The 19,621-nt window shown below is 34.6% G+C and carries 17 protein-coding genes; 2 read left to right on the forward strand and 15 right to left on the reverse strand.

What is annotated here, in order from left to right; translation table 11 throughout:
* Positions 1-20 precede the first annotated feature (20 nt).
* The 5 genes from iadA to ptsP all read right to left on the reverse strand — a co-directional run bounded on the left by iadA (position 21) and on the right by ptsP (position 6,219).
* Positions 21-1,205 (reverse strand): beta-aspartyl-peptidase, encoded by a 1,185-nt coding sequence (gene iadA, locus bsdE14_RS05920; RefSeq protein ID WP_264849035.1) that lies wholly within the window; start codon positions 1,203-1,205, stop codon positions 21-23.
* 189 nt (positions 1,206-1,394) lie between these two features.
* Positions 1,395-2,684: a tetratricopeptide repeat protein gene (locus bsdE14_RS05925; RefSeq protein ID WP_264849036.1), complete on the reverse strand. Its 1,290-nt coding sequence runs from the start codon at positions 2,682-2,684 to the stop codon at positions 1,395-1,397.
* A 149-nt stretch (positions 2,685-2,833) separates the two neighbouring features.
* Entirely contained in the window at positions 2,834-3,910 is a 1,077-nt protein-coding gene (locus bsdE14_RS05930; protein ID WP_264849037.1) for a DUF4652 domain-containing protein, read from the reverse strand.
* Complete coding sequence (locus tag bsdE14_RS05935; RefSeq protein WP_264849038.1) at positions 3,910-4,464, reverse strand: RNA polymerase sigma factor; 555 nt, start codon at positions 4,462-4,464, stop codon at positions 3,910-3,912. Before bsdE14_RS05935 ends, bsdE14_RS05930 begins: the two co-directional genes overlap by 1 nt.
* 138 nt (positions 4,465-4,602) lie before the next feature.
* Complete coding sequence (ptsP, locus tag bsdE14_RS05940) at positions 4,603-6,219, reverse strand: phosphoenolpyruvate--protein phosphotransferase (protein WP_264849039.1); 1,617 nt, start codon at positions 6,217-6,219, stop codon at positions 4,603-4,605.
* A gap of 277 nt (positions 6,220-6,496) precedes the next feature.
* Here ptsP and bsdE14_RS05945 point away from each other — a divergent pair, with 277 nt between their 5' ends.
* Positions 6,497-8,170, forward strand: coding sequence for a sigma 54-interacting transcriptional regulator (locus bsdE14_RS05945; protein ID WP_264849040.1), 1,674 nt, complete (start codon positions 6,497-6,499; stop codon positions 8,168-8,170).
* 68 nt (positions 8,171-8,238) lie between these two features.
* Here the strand turns inward: bsdE14_RS05945 and bsdE14_RS05950 are convergent, their stop codons facing one another.
* From bsdE14_RS05950 to bsdE14_RS05970, 5 genes are all read right to left on the reverse strand, one after another.
* On the reverse strand, positions 8,239-9,609 hold the full coding sequence (locus tag bsdE14_RS05950) for a PTS fructose transporter subunit IIC (protein ID WP_264849041.1): 1,371 nt from the start codon (positions 9,607-9,609) through the stop codon (positions 8,239-8,241).
* Between the two features lie 30 nt (positions 9,610-9,639).
* Positions 9,640-10,083, reverse strand: a complete 444-nt coding sequence (locus bsdE14_RS05955) for a PTS sugar transporter subunit IIA (protein WP_264849042.1) — start codon at positions 10,081-10,083, stop codon at positions 9,640-9,642.
* Between the two features lie 103 nt (positions 10,084-10,186).
* On the reverse strand, positions 10,187-11,140 hold the full coding sequence (gene pfkB, locus bsdE14_RS05960; RefSeq protein ID WP_264849043.1) for a 1-phosphofructokinase: 954 nt from the start codon (positions 11,138-11,140) through the stop codon (positions 10,187-10,189).
* 56 nt (positions 11,141-11,196) lie between these two features.
* Positions 11,197-11,955 carry a DeoR/GlpR family DNA-binding transcription regulator gene (locus tag bsdE14_RS05965; protein ID WP_264849044.1) on the reverse strand — a complete coding sequence of 253 codons (759 nt, stop codon included), beginning with the start codon at positions 11,953-11,955 and terminating at the stop codon, positions 11,197-11,199.
* Between the two features lie 261 nt (positions 11,956-12,216).
* Entirely contained in the window at positions 12,217-12,960 is a 744-nt protein-coding gene (locus bsdE14_RS05970) for a tetratricopeptide repeat protein (RefSeq protein ID WP_264849045.1), read from the reverse strand.
* 252 nt (positions 12,961-13,212) lie between these two features.
* Between bsdE14_RS05970 and glgP the strand changes: the two genes are divergently transcribed.
* Complete coding sequence (gene glgP / locus bsdE14_RS05975; RefSeq protein WP_264849046.1) at positions 13,213-14,826, forward strand: alpha-glucan family phosphorylase; 1,614 nt, start codon at positions 13,213-13,215, stop codon at positions 14,824-14,826.
* Between the two features lie 148 nt (positions 14,827-14,974).
* On the opposite strand, the gene citX is transcribed toward glgP, so the two are convergent.
* The 5 genes from citX to citD form a co-directional block, all read right to left on the reverse strand.
* Complete coding sequence (gene citX, locus bsdE14_RS05980; RefSeq protein WP_264849047.1) at positions 14,975-15,502, reverse strand: citrate lyase holo-[acyl-carrier protein] synthase; 528 nt, start codon at positions 15,500-15,502, stop codon at positions 14,975-14,977.
* 2 nt (positions 15,503-15,504) lie between these two features.
* Entirely contained in the window at positions 15,505-16,545 is a 1,041-nt protein-coding gene (citC, locus tag bsdE14_RS05985) for a [citrate (pro-3S)-lyase] ligase (protein WP_264849048.1), read from the reverse strand.
* 168 nt (positions 16,546-16,713) lie between these two features.
* A complete protein-coding gene (gene citF, locus bsdE14_RS05990) occupies positions 16,714-18,252 on the reverse strand; it encodes a citrate lyase subunit alpha (RefSeq protein ID WP_264849049.1) in 1,539 nt (512 codons plus the stop codon).
* Between the two features lie 105 nt (positions 18,253-18,357).
* Entirely contained in the window at positions 18,358-19,233 is an 876-nt protein-coding gene (locus bsdE14_RS05995) for an HpcH/HpaI aldolase/citrate lyase family protein (RefSeq protein ID WP_264849050.1), read from the reverse strand.
* A gap of 115 nt (positions 19,234-19,348) precedes the next feature.
* Positions 19,349-19,612 carry a citrate lyase acyl carrier protein gene (gene citD / locus bsdE14_RS06000; RefSeq protein ID WP_264849051.1) on the reverse strand — a complete coding sequence of 88 codons (264 nt, stop codon included), beginning with the start codon at positions 19,610-19,612 and terminating at the stop codon, positions 19,349-19,351.
* Positions 19,613-19,621: the final 9 nt, after the last annotated feature.

Consider the following 19,621-nt stretch of genomic DNA (forward strand, 5'->3'; position numbering starts at 1 on the left):
ATTAAATTTAATTACTAGTTTTATTTTCCAAGTGAACCTTCAAAAATTCCTTTAACTACTACTTCTCCCTTTTGTACCATAGTTCTTCCCTTGGCTATTACGTCAACTATATCTAAATTTTTATTAAGTACCACAATATCTCCATCTCTTCCACCTTCCAGCTTTCCTTTGTAACGCAGCACTAAATGATCTGCTACATTTGAAGTTACTGCTCTAAGAGCATCTTCAAGCTTTACTCCATCCTTAAGCACTGCATCTTTAAACTCTCTATATAAGGATTTTGTAGAGCCTATACCTAAGCCAACAAATTTTCTATCTTTATCGAATATTGGCAAGCTTCCTTGACCATCTGAAGAAAATTGAAGCTGTTCTACAGGAATTCCTCTATCCAGCATAATCTTAAGTCCTGTACTTGCCTTCACCTCATCTTCTTCAAGAAAGTCAGGATCTGAGCTGGTAGTTAAATCAATAATGCCGCCCATTCTTGCATATTCATATCCTGCTTCAAATACTCTCCTGCTCCTATTAATATGAGTAGGCATCAGCTGTTCAATTGGTATTTCAGTTTCTCTAACCAATCTTACTAGATAATCTAGCTTTTGAGGTCCATCTCCTAAATGAACATGGACAATGCCACACTTTCCTGCAATAAGCCCGCCAACTCTTGCTTCTGCAGCTACCTTTATAAATTCTTCATAGGTAGGTTGTGAAGAACGATGATCCGAAAGAGCTACTTCACCAACTCCAATTACCTTGTCTATTAGAATAATATCCGATCTTGGGCTGCCTGTAATGGTCTTTACAGGTATTTCATAAGAACCTGTATATATATATGTACTTATTCCTTCTATCTCTAATGCTCTTGCCTTAGCTAATAATCCTTCCATGTTTCTGCATACACTATCCGTTCCTAAACAGCCTACAACAGTAGTAATACCGCCAGCTACTATATCCGATAGCTGAATTTCAGGAGTTCTAGTATGAAAACCGCCTTCACCGCCACCGCCATTAAGATGTACATGACAATCGATAAAACCTGGAACAACGTATTTACCTTCAGCATCTATAACATTTACCTCTCCAAAGTTTTGTGGTATATCAACATTATCGTATATGCCTTCAATTCTAGTTCCAGCTAAAATAACATCCTTTTTGCCTAAATAACCCGGTGCATAAACTTCTCCATTTTTTATAATTGTAATCATATGCTTTTTTCTCCTTTCAGTGGAAAATACAGGGTAGACTACCTTATCGAATCCCATACGCAGTCTACCAGTGAAAGTCTATTACAATTAAATTTTTCCCTTTTTAGTGTTTTTTCATTCTATAAACTTATTGTTATTAAGTTTTTATATATGCTTGCGCATAAAAAAGAACCATGCATATACATGGTTCTACTTTGAAATTATATCTTTAATTATTGTGTTATTATACATTGAATTTGGATATGTATTAACTAGTGTTTCTGCATAGGCTTTAGCCTTGTTCATATCTACATTTTTGTTTAACAAAGCCAGCTTGTAAAGCACCGTTTCTGCATAATCTCCCTTAGAAAATTTGCTATTATACTCGCTATAATATTTGAGAGCATTTTCAATATCCTCAAGGTTTTCATATGAAGCAGCCAGCATATAAATGATATGAGGATTTAGATAGCTTCCTCCCCCTACACTATAAGCTTTTAGTAAGTAATCTTTGCTTTTGCTATAATCCTTTGAGCTTAAAGCTTTTGAACCTGTGCCATAAAAATACTCAGTTCCATCACTAACAAGTATTTCTCTTGCCTTAGCAATCATAGTCTTATCATTTATTGATAAATTTTTATCCTGCCACTTTGAAACTAAATCATATAATGCATCATAGTTTTTTGCTTCAATTTGTTTTTTAACATCCTCGCTTGGAAATTTTTCAGCTGCCTGCTTTTGAATTTCTCCATTCTTAGTTTCTTGCTTTTGTGGCTGCTGCACCTCAGTGTTTTGCTGCTGTATTTCATTTTTAGCTGCTGCATTATTATTTGTGGAGCCCTGCTTATTATTTTGAGCTATTTTGGGTTTACTAATGTAGCTTAAGAATCCGTAATTTTTATATGCCTTTGTCTTAATGGTAATAATAGAAAATATTGCAATACATAATACAGCTACTAAAACACTGATAGCTTTAAAGTTACGCTGCTTTTTAACTATCCCGTAATCTATAAGCATTTTTCTGTATTCTTTTGCTTCAACATTATTTACATCCAGCTTAAGAACCTTGCTTATACATGCTGAAGCTGCACTATATTCACCAAGCTTTATATAGCATAATGCCATATAGTTATTCACATTTATACAGTTAAAATCACTTTCGTCACACACTTTCAACAGATTAAGTGCTTCTCTCATTTTTAATTCTTTTATTAGTACCAATGCATCATAGTATAGCTTTCTTCTTTTTTCATCCTTTAAACTATCTTCATAGTACTTTTTTGAAACTAAATCATTGTTAATTTGACCGTTCATTTTCCACAAAGATTGAGCATTATCAAGCTCTCCCTTTAAGTAAAAAAGAAGCCCCTTTAGATTAATTGCGGAAGTATTTTTAATATTTTCTGAAATACTTAGTTCGCATAATTTTAATGCTTTATCTAGTTTTCCATCATTATAATAATCTAGTGCCTTTTTATATTGCTTTGTAGATTTATTCATTTAATCACCTTTGTACAATAAGATAACATTTGCGCTATGTAATCCTATATTAATGGTTTTATTATATACTATAAAGCTACATAATAAAACCAATTTAGCTAAAAAACCTCAAGAGCTTAACTCCTGAGGCTTTAATTATTAGATTAATTTTACTGTGCAGCTTCAACATACTGTTTTAAATCTGCATAAGGAAATGGAATTGTTCTATTTTCCCTATGGGACTTAGTTAAATTTGCATCCTCATATACATTTACTTCTACATCTAATTCGTTGTTTCTTATAGCTGTGACCTTTGTTATTTCAACCTTATTACCCTGACTTAAATCTATTTTTCTTTCCACATCTGCATTTACAAGCTTGCCTGTATTGGCATTCATTAAGTAGAGAGCTCCACCTCTTGTTACTGTTCCATAACCAAATCCCACAATAGTAAGGAAGTTATTGTCATCTACCCACTTTACATACTTAGGAGTATTTTGCTGTCCCTTTTGTACATCTTGAACTATTTCAAAGGTCCATCTTCCTCCTGTGGTCAAATCCTTTATAAACAGCTTTGCTATACCTTCTTCCTGAGCAGCGTTACCTTTTCCTTCTACAGTTGCTTCAAAGTTTTTACTTGGTGAAACCTCCATAGGTGTATTAAATGTAGGTTCTACAGTCTTTTGAAGCACTGTCTTTTTAAAGCTTGGAGCATTTTTATCCTCTGGTATCACTATATTTGACTTTTTACTTTCAGAATTTTTAGGTGCAGCGCTGTCCTCTGAAATCATTAAACTTTGTTCATCCTTTTGCTTAGCTGTATCTTCTTTAGCTGTACCTGTTGCATTTGATGCTGTGCTCATCTTCATCTGAGTTGAAGCAAGGTCTTTTTTAGCACTTCCCCCTAAAAGATATGGGACAATAAAGCTTGTAGCTATGATTAGCACAGCAGCAGCGGCATATAGGCCTGAATATCTCTTTATATGATAGTTAAGCTTTTTCAGAGGATTCTTACCATATCTGTTTTTGTCAATGTTTTTCATAATATCCCCCCTCGAACTACTAAAATATATTCCTTCAGTTGATAAACTACTTTTAAAGGTATTTTCTACTTCCATTTCCTTTTCGTATATTTTTCTGCAGTGCTCACATTTGGCAATGTGCTCTAGCATAGCATTCTTTAAATCATAAGATATATTATCTTCAATTAAATCCATTAATCTCTTTTCAAATACCTGGCAGTTCATTATCTGCACCCCTTTTCCCTTATAAGACTAAATTCTTTAAATTTATCCCTGGTTTTATAATACCTTCGCTTTACTGCAGCTTCGCTCATATTTAATATTTCAGCTATATCTGTAAAAGTGACACAGCTCCCTGAATACCTTAATATTATTATTTGCTTATCTATATCGTTTAAATCTTTAATAAAGCTTTCAACTAACTTTTTTGTTTCCTTATATTCAGCTGACTGCTCTGGAGATATGTCCCTTGATGCAACATCCCTCACATCCTCCATGTTTGCCTCATACACTCTTTTATATTTTCTTATATAATCGATGCATTTATTCCTAGCTATTTGATATAACCAGTTCGAAAACTTATATTGATCCTTATAAGTATAAAGTTTGTTATATACAGTTATAAATACTTCTTGAGTTATATCCTCAGCAGCCTCTTTATCTTTAAGCATGTTATATATAAATCTAAGGATAACTAGTTCATATTTATTTACTAATATATTAAAACTATCTATATTACCATTTAAAACCTCATTTACTAATTTTAAATCCTCATCCACAATTATCCGCCCCTCATGCTTTTTATATAATTATATACGAAAATGGTTTTATAAAGTTACCTCATTTTATCAAAAATGTCACGGGACGTTATAAAAAAAATAAAAGTGCCAAAATTCTTGGCACTTTTACATAATTTATTAGCTATTCATTATTATTTGCTTAGCTTTTAATATGGAGGAGGCACTCATAGAAAATTCATCCAAACCATACTCTAATAAGGTTTCTATAGCAGCTTCATCTCCAGCCATTTCTCCACACATTCCACACCATTTACCTTCTTTGTGAGCAGCTTCTATTGTCATCTTTATAAGTCTTAAAACTGCAGGGTGCATTGGATTATATAAATAAGATACCTTCTCATTCATTCTGTCTGCAGCTAATGTATATTGTATTAAGTCATTAGTTCCTATACTAAAGAAGTCTACATGCTTTGCAAATTCATCAGCCATAACAGCAGCAGCTGGTATTTCAACCATTATACCTACTTCAAGCTTTTCATTAAAGTTCTTTCCTTCTGCTCTTAGTTCATCCATACATTCCTTAAGTACTTCCTTAGCAGCAAAGAATTCTTCTAAGGAAGATATCATTGGAAACATTATTTTTAAATTTCCAAAAGCTGAAGCTCTTAGCAGTGCTCTAAGCTGAACCTTGAAAATATCCTTTCTATCAAGACAAAGTCTTATGGCTCTATATCCTAAGAATGGATTCATTTCCTCCGGCATTGGAAGGTATTCTAGTTTTTTATCTCCACCAATATCTAGAGTTCTTATAACAACAGCTCTGCCTTCCATTTTCTCTGCAGCATATTTGTAAGCCTCAAATTGTTCTTCTTCTGTAGGCATCTGTTCCCTGTCCATATATAAGAATTCTGTTCTAAATAATCCTACTGCTTCTCCACCATTTTCAAGTACTTTATGTACTTCTTCTGGAGTTCCTATATTTCCAGCTACTTCAACTTTCTTACCAGCTTTAGTAACTGTCTTAACACTAACAAGCTTCTTAAGCTCTTCTTTTTCCTTTTTATATTGTAACTGCTTGTATTCATACTTCTGAATAGTTTCTTCATCAGGGTTTATTATAACTACTCCCTCAACTCCATCAACTATTACAGTATCTCCATTCTTAACTGAGGATGTGATATCTCCCATACCAACAACTGCTGGTATTTCAAGGCTTCTAGCCATTATTGCACTATGAGAAGTTCTTCCTCCTATATTTGTTAAAAAAGCTATTACCTTTTCTTTATCAAGTTCAGCAGTGTCAGAAGGGGTAAGATCATGTGCAACTACTATTGTATTATTCTCAAACACTTGAGCTCCACTTGTGGATTTTCCTAAAAGGTTTGCAATTATTCTATTAGCAACATCTTTTACGTCTGCAGCTCTTTCTCTCATATATTCATCATCCATGGATTCGAAAATCCCAAGATACATTTCTGAAACTTCACTTACTGCCTTTTCTGAATTAACCATATTCATTTCTATATTGCTTTCAATAGCACCAACAAACTCTGGATCATCCAAAAGCATCATGTGGCTTTCAAAAACTTCGGCCTTGTCAGCTCCCATTTCTCTTTCTGTTTTTTCCTTTATCTTAAGAATTTGCTCTTTTGAAAGCTCAAGTGACTTGCTAAATCTTGCCTTTTCCTCGTCTAGATTGGTTATGTTCTTTTCCTCTATTATAACTTCCTCATGCAATTTAAGTACAACCTTACCTATAGCATATCCTTTTGAAGCAGCAATCCCTTTTTTCATAATATTTCCTCCGATGAATCAATCTTTATTTATTTTGTTTATAATTTTTATTTATATACATTAATATATCTAGCAAAATCCGTGCCAAATTTATTTTGACTATTTAACCTATTTTTTAATATATGGCTGATAAATTTTATCAATCACATTTTTATATTTTTTTGATATATCAAATATATTGTAGACTTTCTAATAGGTTTGTACTAAAATTAATTTGATAGTTTTTATCAAGCACAAACAGCAAATTGATAGTTTTTATCAAGTAAAGGAGAGTATTATGTTTAAAAGTGATGTTTTAGTAAATATTCTATACGGAATTCATACACGAATTGCTGCCATGATCGTTAATAAAGCTGCAGAGCTTAAAGCTAAATATAATATAAGCCTATATATAAGAAAGCAAAACTCTAAGGATCCCCTTGCAATAAGCATGTTAGCACTGGTCTCCCTTAAGATTAAGCAAGGTGAGGTAGTGGAAATATCCTGCAAGGAGGATACCCCTGAAGGAAAAAAAGCTGTTGTTGAACTATGTGATTTTATCATGAATATTATTCCAAAATCTGAAGCTGCTATGTCTGGAGTAGATGCAGTGCTCGAAGAAAACACAATCGCTAACGAGCAAATTCTTCAGAAGCTTCCTATGGGGGTAATAATAATTGACGCTAATTCACATATAACTACCATTAATAACTATGCCTTAAACCTGATAGAAAAAGATTTAAAAGACGTAGTTGGAAGGCTTGTTACAGATGTAATACCATCCTCGGATCTGCCTACAATAGTTGCAACTAGGCAAAATCATCTAGGAGAGCTGCAGCAAATTAATAATCATATAGCAATGGTAAATCGCTCACCAATATTTTCAGGAAACAATGTAATTGGAGCTATTGGAGTATTTCAAGATATTTCTGAAATTGCAAAAAAATTAGAGCAGTCTCAAGAAGAGCTCGATTACTACAAAGAAGAACTTCAAAGGCATAATCTCTCTCTAGGCTCCTTTGGAAATATAATTGGAAGCAGCGGTAATCTAAAAGAAGCACTAATAATTGCGGAAAAAGCTTCAAATTCTCCCTCTACTGTTCTGGTAAGAGGTGAAAGCGGCACTGGAAAAGAGCTAATTGCTAAAGCCATACATTCTCAAAGTCCTCGAAAGAACAAGGCTTTTGTTAGAGTGAACTGTGCAGCCATTCCTGAAAATCTTCTGGAGAGTGAATTATTTGGATATGAGAAGGGGGCTTTTACTGGTGCTATAAAAAGCAAGCCTGGTAAGTTCAACCTAGCAGACGGAGGCACTATATTTTTAGATGAAATTGGTGATATGCCAAAATCTATGCAAGTAAAGCTGCTAAGAGTACTTCAGGAGATGGAATTTGAAAGTGTAGGTGGACTTCAAACTCAAAAGGTAGATGTAAGAGTAATAGCTGCAACCAATAGAAATTTAGAAGAAATGATTAAAACCGGAGACTTCAGAGAAGACCTTTATTATAGGCTGAATGTTATAAGTATTTTTCTTCCTCCATTAAGAGAGAGAAAGGAAGACATTAATTTACTAACAGAGCATTTTATCCATAAGGTAAATATGAAGCTTAAAAAAAACATTATTGGTATAGATAAAGACTGTATTGAATTCTTCCATAGCTACCATTGGCCTGGCAATATCCGTGAGCTTGAAAATATAATTGAAAGGGCTATAAACCTTTGTGATGGTCCAATGATTACAACAAAGGACTTGCCATTCTACATTACTAATATTTCTAGCAAGGAAGAGGGACTTATAAATTTAAGAAATGGTGACCTTTTACCTTTAGAGGAATATGAAAAAGAGTTGATAACAATTGCCATGAAGAAATATAAAAGCTACAACAAGGCTGGGAAAGCACTTGGTCTAACACATAGAACTGTTGCACTGAAATGTGAGAAGTATAATATTGAAGTAGAAGGTAAGAAGTAAAGACGGAATTTTTGCCTAAAGCAAAAATTCCGTCTTTTTTACTATTACCTATTACTTATTATCTATTTTTATCTTTCAATTGGCTTCTTTAAAGCTACTAATAATAGTGCAGAAACTACTGTTCCAACTACCATAGCTATTAGATATGGTAATAAGTTTCCTACTACATTAGGTATAAATAGTACCCATAGTCCACCGTGTGGAACTGCAAGAGTTGCTCCAAATAACATGGATAGTGCACCAGTTACTGCTGAACCAGCCATTATGGATGGTATTACTCTAAGTGGGTCTGCTGCTGCAAATGGTATTGCACCTTCAGTTATAAAGGATAATCCAAGTGCCCAAGCTGCTTTTCCTGCTTCTACTTCTGACTCTGTAAATTTATTCTTAGCCATAACTGTTGCAAGAGCTATTCCAAGAGGTGGAACCATACCAGCTGCCATAACTGCTGCCATTATTGCTGATGGTTGACCAGCTGCTATAGTTGCTGTACCAAATGCATAAGCTGCTTTATTTACTGGACCACCCATATCAAATGCCATCATAAGACCTAATACTATACCAAGTAATACTGCGCTGCTGCCTTGTAGTCCACCTAGCCAAGCTGCCATAGCATCATTAATAGCTTTTACTGGTCCGCCTAAAATAAGTGTCATAACTAATCCCATAACTAAAGTTGAAAGTACAGGAAGAACTAGAACTGGCATTAAACCTTCCATTGTCTTTGGAAGCTTAATATATTTCTTTAATAAAAGTGCTACATATCCACCAAGAATACCTGCTATAAGTGCTCCTAAGAATCCAGCTCCTAAATTGCTTGCAAGTGCTCCACCTACGAAACCTGGTACTAAACCTGGTCTATCAGCTATTGAGTAAGCTATATAACCAGCAAGTACTGGAAGCATTAACCCAAAGGCTGCTTTACCTGTTGTAAAAATTGTTTCAGCAATGGTTCCTGGAGTTTTATATACATAAATTCCGCCAAATGCAAAACCTAATGCTATAAGTATACCACCAGCTACAACGAAAGGTATCATAAAGGATACACCTGTCATAAAGTGTTTGTATATACCTTTTCTTGATTCTTTTTCTTCTGCCTTAATTTTGCTAACTTCTTCAGTCAATTTAGCCTTAGGCTTTTCAGCTGCTAGTGCTCTAGTTATAAGTCCTTTAGCATCTTTAATGGCATCCTTTACAGGAACCTCAATAAGTGGCATTCCTGCAAATCTACTCTTGTCAACATTAGTGTCAGCTGCAATAATAACCGCATCAGCATTTTTTAAATCCGCATCTGTAATAACATTTTCTGCTCCTACAGAACCCTGAGTTTCAACCTTTATGTCGTGCCCTAATTCCTTAGCTGCCATTTGTAGTGCTTCTGCCGCCATATAGGTATGTGCTATACCAGTTGGGCAAGATGTAACTGCTAATAACTTCATATATAATTCCCCCTCCAAATTATTTAAAATTTATTCGAATACTTTTATAAAATCTTCAAAGCTTTGTGCCTTGAATAACTGTTCCCTTATTTCAGCATGCATAAGCTTTCTTGATATTTCACTTAATGCTCTTAAATGAAGGTCACTTGACTCTTCAGGTACTGCTATTAAAAAGAATAAATGCGCTGGCATATCATCCATGGATTCGTAGTCAATTCCCTTATCGCTTCTTCCAAATACTATAGAAGCTTCTTTTACTGCTGAACTCTTGCCGTGAGGAATAGCTATTCCCATACCTATGCCTGTAGAAAACTCTTCTTCTCTTTTAAAAACTGCTTCTTTAAAAACCTCCTTATCAAGAACTTTTCCGTCCTTTACTAGAATGTCTATAAGTTCAGAGATCACTTCATCCTTAGTAGTTGATACTAGATTGAAACAAACTCTTTCTTTTGAAAACATGTCCTTAGTATTCATAGAAATTTCTCCTTTCACTCGAAACACTGTGTAGCTTAACCATGCTCGCTACCTCTCGCAAGTTACCCGTAAAAGGTCATTTAGACCTTTTACCTCCTTCTTGTTAACGGTCAATTAGGCCATTAACCTCCTTAATATGAACTTCAATTAACTCTAAAAGTGAGTTTACCTGTTCTAATGTACAGGCCTCTGTTCCTTCAATAGATACTGAAGCTGCACCACAAGCATTTGCAAATTTTAAAGTATCACCTTGGTGGAATTCTTTTATTATGCTATATACTAGTGCTGCTACCATGGAATCACCTGCACCTACTGTGCTTTTAACAGGCACCTTTAGCCCTTGACAGCTATATACAGCATCCTTGGTCACTAATAATGCCCCTTTGTCACCAAGCGAAATTAATACCTTTTCAATTCCTTGCTTAACTAATATCCTGCCTGCCTTAATTACCTCATATTCAGATTTATATCTCTCGCCCATAAGCTTTTCTAGTTCATGAATATTTGGCTTTATAACATTAGGCTTTTGTGCTATTCCTTCCTCAAGTAGAGGCCCTTCTGCATCAAGAATTGTAATTGCACCTTTTTCTTTTGCAATTTTTATAAGTGTTCCATAGATGTCTTTAGGAACCCCTGGACCTACTCCACCTGAGAGTACAACTATATCTCCTGCCTTGCACAGTTCCTTGAATGTTCCAATAAAGCTATCAAGCTCCTCTTTTGATACTTCAGGTCCTGCTTCATTTATATCTGTATATATCCTGTTTAGGTGGTCTACTATCTTAGTGTTAGTTCTTGTAGCCCCTTTGATGGATACAAAATCGGTTTTTATATTTCTATTTTTTAATTCTTCAAGGAAGTAGCTTTCCCATAGACCGCCTAAAAAACCTGTACATATTGAATCCACATCAAAGTTTCTTAAAACCTTAGAAACATTTATTCCCTTACCGCCTATATCATGTCTTACCTTAGAGGATCTATTTACTTTTCCTAGTGAAAAATTATCTATGCATAATGTCTTATCCATAGCAGGGTTTAGTGTTACAGTTATTACCATTTTGTCCTCCTTACTGTATTAAGAGATATTTTTGTTTAGGTAGTTCAAAACTTCCGTTAACAATTTATTATTTCTACGCCTACATCTTCATAAGACTTAACAATATTATTATCTAAATCACTGCTAGTAATTATTCCTGTAACTGCTCTTATTGGACAAATAACTGAAAAATTAACTTGATTAAACTTTCTGCTATCTGCAACTATATATACTTTGTTAGCCACATTCATCATAGCCTTCTTTGTCTGTGCTTCTACAAAATTTGGAGTTGTAACACCTTCTTCAATAGAAATACCATTAGCTCCTATGAAAGCTTTGTCAACTCTAAAATTCTTAAGTGACATTTCAGTAATATGTCCAACCATAGCTCTTGTAGTAAGTCTTAAGGTTCCACCTGTAACTATTAGCTCTATGTTTTCCTTTGTAGATAATTCTGCAGCGATATCTATAGAATTTGTTATAACTATTAATTTTTTATTGCCTAAATTTCTAGCAATCTCTAGTGTGGTAGTACCAGAGTCAAGAATTATTGTTTCTCCATCTTCAATCATATTTATAGCTGTTTTCGCTATTTTAAGCTTTTCCTCATGTTTTTCATCACTTTTCTCGTTAAAGGTTGGTTCGAAGCTTGTCTTTTCAGCTCCTACTGCACCACCATGAGTTCTTGTTAAAAGCCCCCTCTGTTCCATGTCTTGAAGATCTCTTCTAATGGTAGATTCTGAAACTTCAAATATATTTGCAAGTTCATTAACTTTTATACTGCTTTGATTTTTTAGCAGTTCTGCTATTTTAGATTGTCTTTCTTCTGCAAACATGCGTAATCACTCTCGCTTCTGTTTGTTTTTGATTATTTATGATTGTTTATGCTTATTGTAAACCATTTCTCACACTAAGTCAATACGGTTTATGAAATATTTTGCGCATTTTTGCAAATATTATGCTCACTTCTTTATAAATGAGCACTTTCGCTCATATTCATGCAAATTTCTTTAAAAATCAAAAAAACAAAAATGAGCAAACATGCTGGTAATCATGCTTACTCATTTATTTTAACTATTTTTACTGAGTACTATTTATTATTTAAGCAAATCATTAAATTCTTTACTTCCTCGTACATTATTAAAATCTTCTTCACCCTTTGCAGCATCCTTAACATCTTGTGCTGCTTTTGCATCTGCAGCTGCAGCAACCTCAATAGCCTTCTTTAGATTCTCTACAGTATTTTTTACATCACCTTTTCTGCCATAGATGCTAGCCTTTCCATAATAACTCCATACATAATTTTCTACTTCAAGCGCCTTGTCATATGCTGCCAAAGCCTCATCGTACTTTCCGTATAGTTCTAATGCTAAGGCTCTATTAAATCTAGCATAGCCATAGTCTGGTTTTAATTCCAATGCCTTATCTATAGACTTCATTCCTTCTGCATAGTTAGCAGCCCCTGCATAGCATAGAGCTATTCCTTTTATATTGTATGCTTTATAAAATTTTTCATCTTCTTTTATAATTTCATCAGCCACTTTTATTGAATCCCAATAGTTTTTACTGCTGAATTTTTTATAAGCCTCTTGATACTCGTCCTCTAATTTCTTCTGCTTATCCTTCTCCGCCTGCTCTGCAGCCTTCTTTTGATCTTCCCCAGCTTTTTTAATTTGAGCATCAGTAATTTCTTTTGCCTTTGCCTTTTCTGATTCTTCAGCTGTAACCTTTGTGTTATTACTTCTATTTCCTACAGCTTCCTTATATGCTATTGCAAAAACTATCACACATAAAATAAAAAAAATAATGATTTTTACCTTTACTGATAACTTTTTTAACATATGGCCCTCCTGCTATTCTCTACCGCGCACAATGATTATTAATCATTACGTCCCCTGTATTCCTTCCCCTTATTCCTTACAAACGATTAAATATATTATACTACAAAGAAATTTCATTGAATACTATTTTGTAATCATAAGAGAATCTAAAATATTTTCATGCAATCGGTTGCACAATTAAATATTTTGTTGTATAATTCTAGATAGAGTTAATAATAACATTGAATTTTTATTGAATATAAGGAGGATATTATGAATAACAAGAATCTCCCTAGAGTAGCATATTTTTGTATGGAATACGGATTAGATTCAGATTTTAAAACCTATGCAGGAGGACTTGGAATCCTTGCTGGTGATCACCTAAAAGGTGCTAAGGACTTAGAACTTCCCCTAGTAGGGATAGGTCTTAAATGGAAGCAAGGCTATACTGATCAAATAATAGGAAAAGACGGAAAGCCATATGATACTTATCACAACTATACTTACGATTTCTTAGAGGATACTGGTGTTAAGGTTTCAGTTAAAATAAGAAATGTTGATGTTATATGCAAGGTATGGAAAACTCAAAAGTTTGGAAACAATCCACTATATCTATTAGACACTGACCTTCCAGAAAACAGTGATGCATGGATTACAGGACAGCTTTATGGATGGTTTGGTGAAGAAAGAATAGCTCAGGAAATAGTACTAGGTATTGGAGGAGTTAAAGCACTTAGGGCACTTGAAATACCTGTAGATGTTTACCACTTCAATGAAGGTCACGCAGATTTAGCTGCACTTGAGCTTATAAGAGAAAAAATGTGCAGTGGCATGAACTTTGAAGATGCATGGAATGCTACAAGAGAAGAAGTTGTATTTACAACTCACACTCCAATAGTTCAAGGTAATGAATCTCACCCAATAGATAGATTAGATTATATGGGAGCTTTTAATGGTCTTACTAGAGAACAAATGATAAGACTTGGTGGAGATCCATTCAACATGACTGTTGCAGGCTTAAGATTATCAAGAAAAGCAAATGCTGTTGCTCAGCTTCATGCTGAAACTGCAAACAAGATGTGGATAGATGTAGCTGGAAGATCAGAAATTATAGGCATAACTAATGCTATTCATAAGAAAACTTGGGTAGATGAAAGAATAACTAAAGCATATGAAGAAAATGGTGATTTATTAGCTGCTCATCAGAAAGTTAAGGAAGACTTAGTATCTTTTGTAAAAGATAGAACTGGCATTCAATTAGATGCTGACAAACTTCTTATTGGCTTCTCAAGAAGAGCCGCTCCATATAAGAGAAGCGATTTAATATTCAGCAGACCTGAAATAATCGATCCTCTTCTAAATGAAGGAAAGCTACAAATAATTTTCTCGGGAAAGGCGCATCCACTAGACGATACTGGAAAAGCTATAGTTGCAAACCTTGTAGCTATGATGAAGAAATATCCAAATAGTGTAGTTTTCCTTGAGAATTATGATATGACTATAGGAAGAATGCTTACAAGAGGTTCTGATATTTGGCTTAACAACCCAATAAGACCACTAGAAGCTTCAGGAACTTCAGGAATGAAAGCTGCTATGAATGGTGTTCTTAACTGCTCAATTCTTGATGGATGGTGGCCAGAAGCTTGTATTGATGGAGTTAATGGCTGGCAGTTTGGTGATGGAAAAGAGCCTTCAGATGTAGAAGATATCAATAAGCATGACAGTGAAGCATTATATGATACACTATTAAACAGAGTAATTCCAACTTATTATGAAAATAAGACTAAATGGGAAGAAATGATGAGAGAAAGTATAAAAACTACTAAAGATTACTTCTCTACAGATAGAATGCTTACTGAATACTTCGAAAAAATGTATATAAAATAACTGTCCTTTCCTTAGTTAGCTTGAATCATTTATTACTCAAGCTAACTAAGTACATATATTTCATACTAATTTCCCAAAGAAAAAACCTTGGCTAATAACCAAGGTTTTTTCGCGTGCCACGGGGTGCCACTGGACGTGACCTCTGGCACTATGTGCCAAGCGAAACGTCCCCGTGGCACACAAACTCCTGATATTTATTATTTATATATTCAATCACTTCCTCAATGCTATGTTTTCTGGATCTTACACAGCATTGCGCAATGTCATTACATAAATAGCACTTTCTCATAGCATAGCCAAGTTCCCCTCTGCTTATGCCATTTCCTTCACTATCGTATACGTCTATATCCACAAGTCTGCCCAAAGGATGTTTTTCCTCTATTTTTATTGATGTCTCTTTTATATGAGTTGGTGTATCCTTAATAGCAGCAATATAAATTGGGCCTTCAGCTGTAAATATTAGCTGACTGTATATAATATTATTTGCAAAAGAAACACTTATTTCATCTTTTATATAATTTGCTATTCCTCTAGTAACATTATTGTCTCTATCAAGTCCTGGGTAGTTTACCCTTACTACTAAGATTGGCAAGCCAAATCTGGCAGAGATATAATTTTGGATTTCTACTCGCTTTTCTCTGGCCAATAGTATTTGCTCTGCATTTACTTTTATCATATCTAATGAGGAGAATTGCTGTGTTTTATTTTCTCCACAATTTCCCTCCCCATATCTGTTTTTAGAAATTCATAAGTTACCTCAGGAACTATTTCCTTAAGCTCTTCAATATTGCCGCTTTTAATAAGATTTCTAACTCTAGAGGCGCTTATTTCCTCTCCTTTGTAACTTTTTCTTTCAATAAGCTCAAGCTCTACCCCATATTGTTTTAATGTTTCATCTAAAGTTTCATTATAGGCATTTGTTACTTTGCAATAAGGCTCTGTACCAACATACCTTCTTTTTATATTAAGACTTTTGCAAAAGTATTTTCCAAATATAGCAGCATCCAGCTCAGTATAAGCCTTAAGCTTCTTGCTTTCCTCTCTTAAAAAATAAGAAGGAAAGGTTGCAGAAGATATAATGTATTCTCCACCTGGTATCACTGTAACATTCTTAAGATGAGAAACTCCCTTTTTTACAATTTCATACCTTGCTTTGAATGGAAATAAGGATCTGTCTTCCTCAACCATAAATATCAATACATGCTTTTCCTTTGCAGCAGCTTCTTCTATAAGATATTTATGCCCCAAAGTAAATGGATTGCAATTCATAACTATAGCTGCTTTTTCTTCATCCAAAAGCTTATACTTTTCTTTCATATTCTTAAGATATCTGTTTATATCCGTCATGCCGCTCTCAAGAAGCGCTACATCCTTAGCTGCATGGATGAGTTTAAAATTTAATGAAGAAAATATTTCTACTTTATCTGGCTTTGTAAATATAAAGCAATGATAAATTCCCTGTTCAAAGAGTATATCTACTAGTGCGGAAATAAGAGTGGCTGTTACTCCTTCTCCTCTCCATTCATCACTTACTGCAAAACATTTTAAAACATTTCTAGCCTTTGAGCAGGTAGCTTTTATTACATTATTTTCTCTCATAACTAATGTGTAATCCACATCTTTATCTAGTATTAAATCATAACCTCTTAAGAAGTCATCAACTTCTTTTCTTTCGGTTTCACTGTTTAAATTAACTTTTTCAACTTGAATACCAAACATAGACTTCCTCCTCTTAACTAGGAGCACGGAATAACCTATCGGTGCGCATTCCATCCACTGGTTACCCGAAAAAGGTCAATTAGACCTTTTATCTCCTTATGAATATAGGGCAACCCGTGATGATTTCTACCAGCAGGCTACCCCGATTAATTCAGATTTAATACTATTTTACTTTATTTTTTTAACTACGTCTATAATGGTTCCATCTCTATATTCAACAACGGCTACTATTTTATCATCAAGTTCAATAGGCTTTGGTACTCCAGTCATTTTTTCAGCCATGGTCTTAAGCTCATTAATAGTCATTACAGGAAGATTTGTAGCTTTTAGCTTTTCAATAAGGTCTTCTCTCTTTGGATTTACAGCTATTCCTCTTTCTGTTACTATTACATCTATGCTTTCTCCAGGAGTTGTAACTGTTGTAACGCTATCCTTTATTATTGGAAGTCTTGCTTTCATTAAGTTTGTTACAACTATAGCAAGCTTTGAGCCTGCAGCAGTGTCACTGTGTCCGCCTGAACCACCCATAATAACTCCGCTGGAGCTTGTAGTTACATTTACATTAAAGTTTACATCAATTTCAGTAGCTCCAAGTATCATTACATCAAGATTATTAACTACAGCACCCTTATTGTGTGGATTCCCGTACATAGATGCAGACATTGGCTGATGCTTAGGATTATCTCTATAGGATTCTACTGCTTTTAAGTCAAAGCATTGCACATCAAATATATTTCTAAAAAGCCCTTCTTCAAGCATTTCAACTATATAAGCTGTAGTTCCTCCAGCTGCAAAGCTTCCAACTACACCTTCATTTTTCATTATTTCCTTTAATTCAGCTGCCACAGCAAGAGCTGTTCCACCTGCTCCTGTTTGGAAGGACATGCCATCCTTAACCAGGCCGGATGCTTTTATAACTTCAGATGTCATTTTAGCTATCTTAAGTCCTACAGGATCTTTTGTTATCTTTGTAGTTCCAGATACTATTCCATTTGGATCACCTATTGATTCAACTACTAGAACATAGTCAACATATATTTGAGTTATTTCAATAGGACATGCTGGATATGGTACAAGATTATCTGTAATTGCTATTACTTTGTCTGCATATTCAGCATCTGGTACTGCATAACCTAGTGCACCGCAGGCTGATTTTCCCTGTACACCATTTATGTTTCCATAAGTATCAGCTGTCGGAGCTCCAATAAATGCTATATCTATATGTAACTCTCCGCTTTCTATTGCTCTTGGTCTTCCTCCATGGGTCTGCATTACAGCAACCTTTTTAAGTTCTCCTCTTGAAACTGCTTCTGCAACAGGTCCTGACATATAATTTGCATATATTCCTGTTACTACTCCATTTTTAATATGATCTACCATTGGAGCATGCACAGGGAATATTGAGCTTGCTGCAACAGTAATGTCTTTAATTCCTCTTTTAGCAATAGCATCTAGTACCATGTTTATTACATAATCACCATTTCTCAAATGATGGTGGAAGGAGATTGTCATTCCATCTTTTATTCCTGCTTTATCAAGTGCTTCATCTATAGAATTAAGTACCTTATTTTCTCCTGGTGAAACAGTACTTACCTTAACTCCCTTTTTCTCTTTAATTCCCATATTCGAAAAGGCTCCCTTAAAAGGAACAACCTCTCCAAAGCCCTCTATATACTCAGGAAGTTCTCTGCCTAGTATATTTTTCATTGCAATCCCTCGCTTTTCTAATTCCTTATTTTTTCGTGCCATGGTGTTGGTACAGGAACCGTCCTTGCACCCCCTGTGTGCCACGCGAAACGTCCCTGTGGCACACTATCTTATTAATCCAAGTAGCTTTGCTAATTCAACAGTTGTAATTGCTCTATTTATGATTGGTGCATCTACCATTTTCCCATCTAAGGAGAATACACCCTTTCCTTCTTTCTTTGCTTCTTCCATAGCATCTAATACTCTAAGCGCATGCTTTATTTCAGGTTCGGTTGGAGCAAATACTGAATGTATTGTATCAATTTGTCTTGGATTTATTGAAGACTTTCCTGTCATTCCAAGGCTCTTAGCCCTAGCTGTATCAGCCTTTAATCCCTCATAGTCATTTGTATCTGTAAATGGAGTGTCTATTGCATCAACCCTTAGCGCCTTACATGCAGTAGCAACCTTATTTCTTGCATAGAAAATTTCCTGACCTTCCTTAGTTCTCTTTATACCTAAGTCTGCAGTTAAATCTTCTCCTCCTAAAAGGATACCAACTACTCTTTTAGAAGCCTTTATAATATTATATACATTTTCTAATCCGTATGCAGTTTCTACTAGTGGTATTATTTTAATGGAGCCTGCTTCAAAGCCTTCTTCTTTTTCTATAGCATTTAGCATTTCATCAACTATTTTTATCTCTTCTTCGTCAGCCTTTGGTACCATTAATGTATCAGGTTTTACTCTTGAAATAACATTAACGTCCTCTTTTCCAAACTCGGTATCTAGAGGATTAACTCTTACTACTACCTCTACATTTGAATAGTCCACATTCTTTATAGCTTCTCTTACAAGTACTCTTGCGCTGTCCTTTTCTGTAAGGCTAACAGCATCTTCTAAGTCAAGTATTATAGAATCCGCTCCAAGTATAGCTGCATTTTGAAGCATACCTGGATTGTTTCCTGGCATAAAAAGCATTGTTCTTCTCAATTTTTTCATGGTTTACTTCACCTCAATCTATAAAGCTTATAAACAATCCACAATTACAGCTTTTTTGTGCACATGCTGCACACTAATAAAACTCAAGCTGTGAATTATTTAATTATTTTTTATATTAAAGAGCTCTTTTTATAGCAGTTTCTACTCTAGCTCCTATGGTATAATCTAAAGCACCTTTATCTTGCGCCTTAATTACTATATCTTCAATACCCATTTCCCTAACTTTATCATTTATAACTTTTTCAATTTGGTCTCCAAATTGTTTCATAACTATGCTTTCAAGCTGAAGCTCTATTCCACTGTTTTCGTTTGGCATAACCATAACTAGTATGTCGTTGGATTCTAATGTACCAGCTTTAGCAACCTTAGTTATTTTCATAAACACATC

The organism is Clostridium omnivorum, from assembly GCF_026012015.1.
Taxonomy (GTDB): Bacteria; Bacillota; Clostridia; order Clostridiales; family Clostridiaceae; genus Clostridium_AX; species Clostridium_AX omnivorum.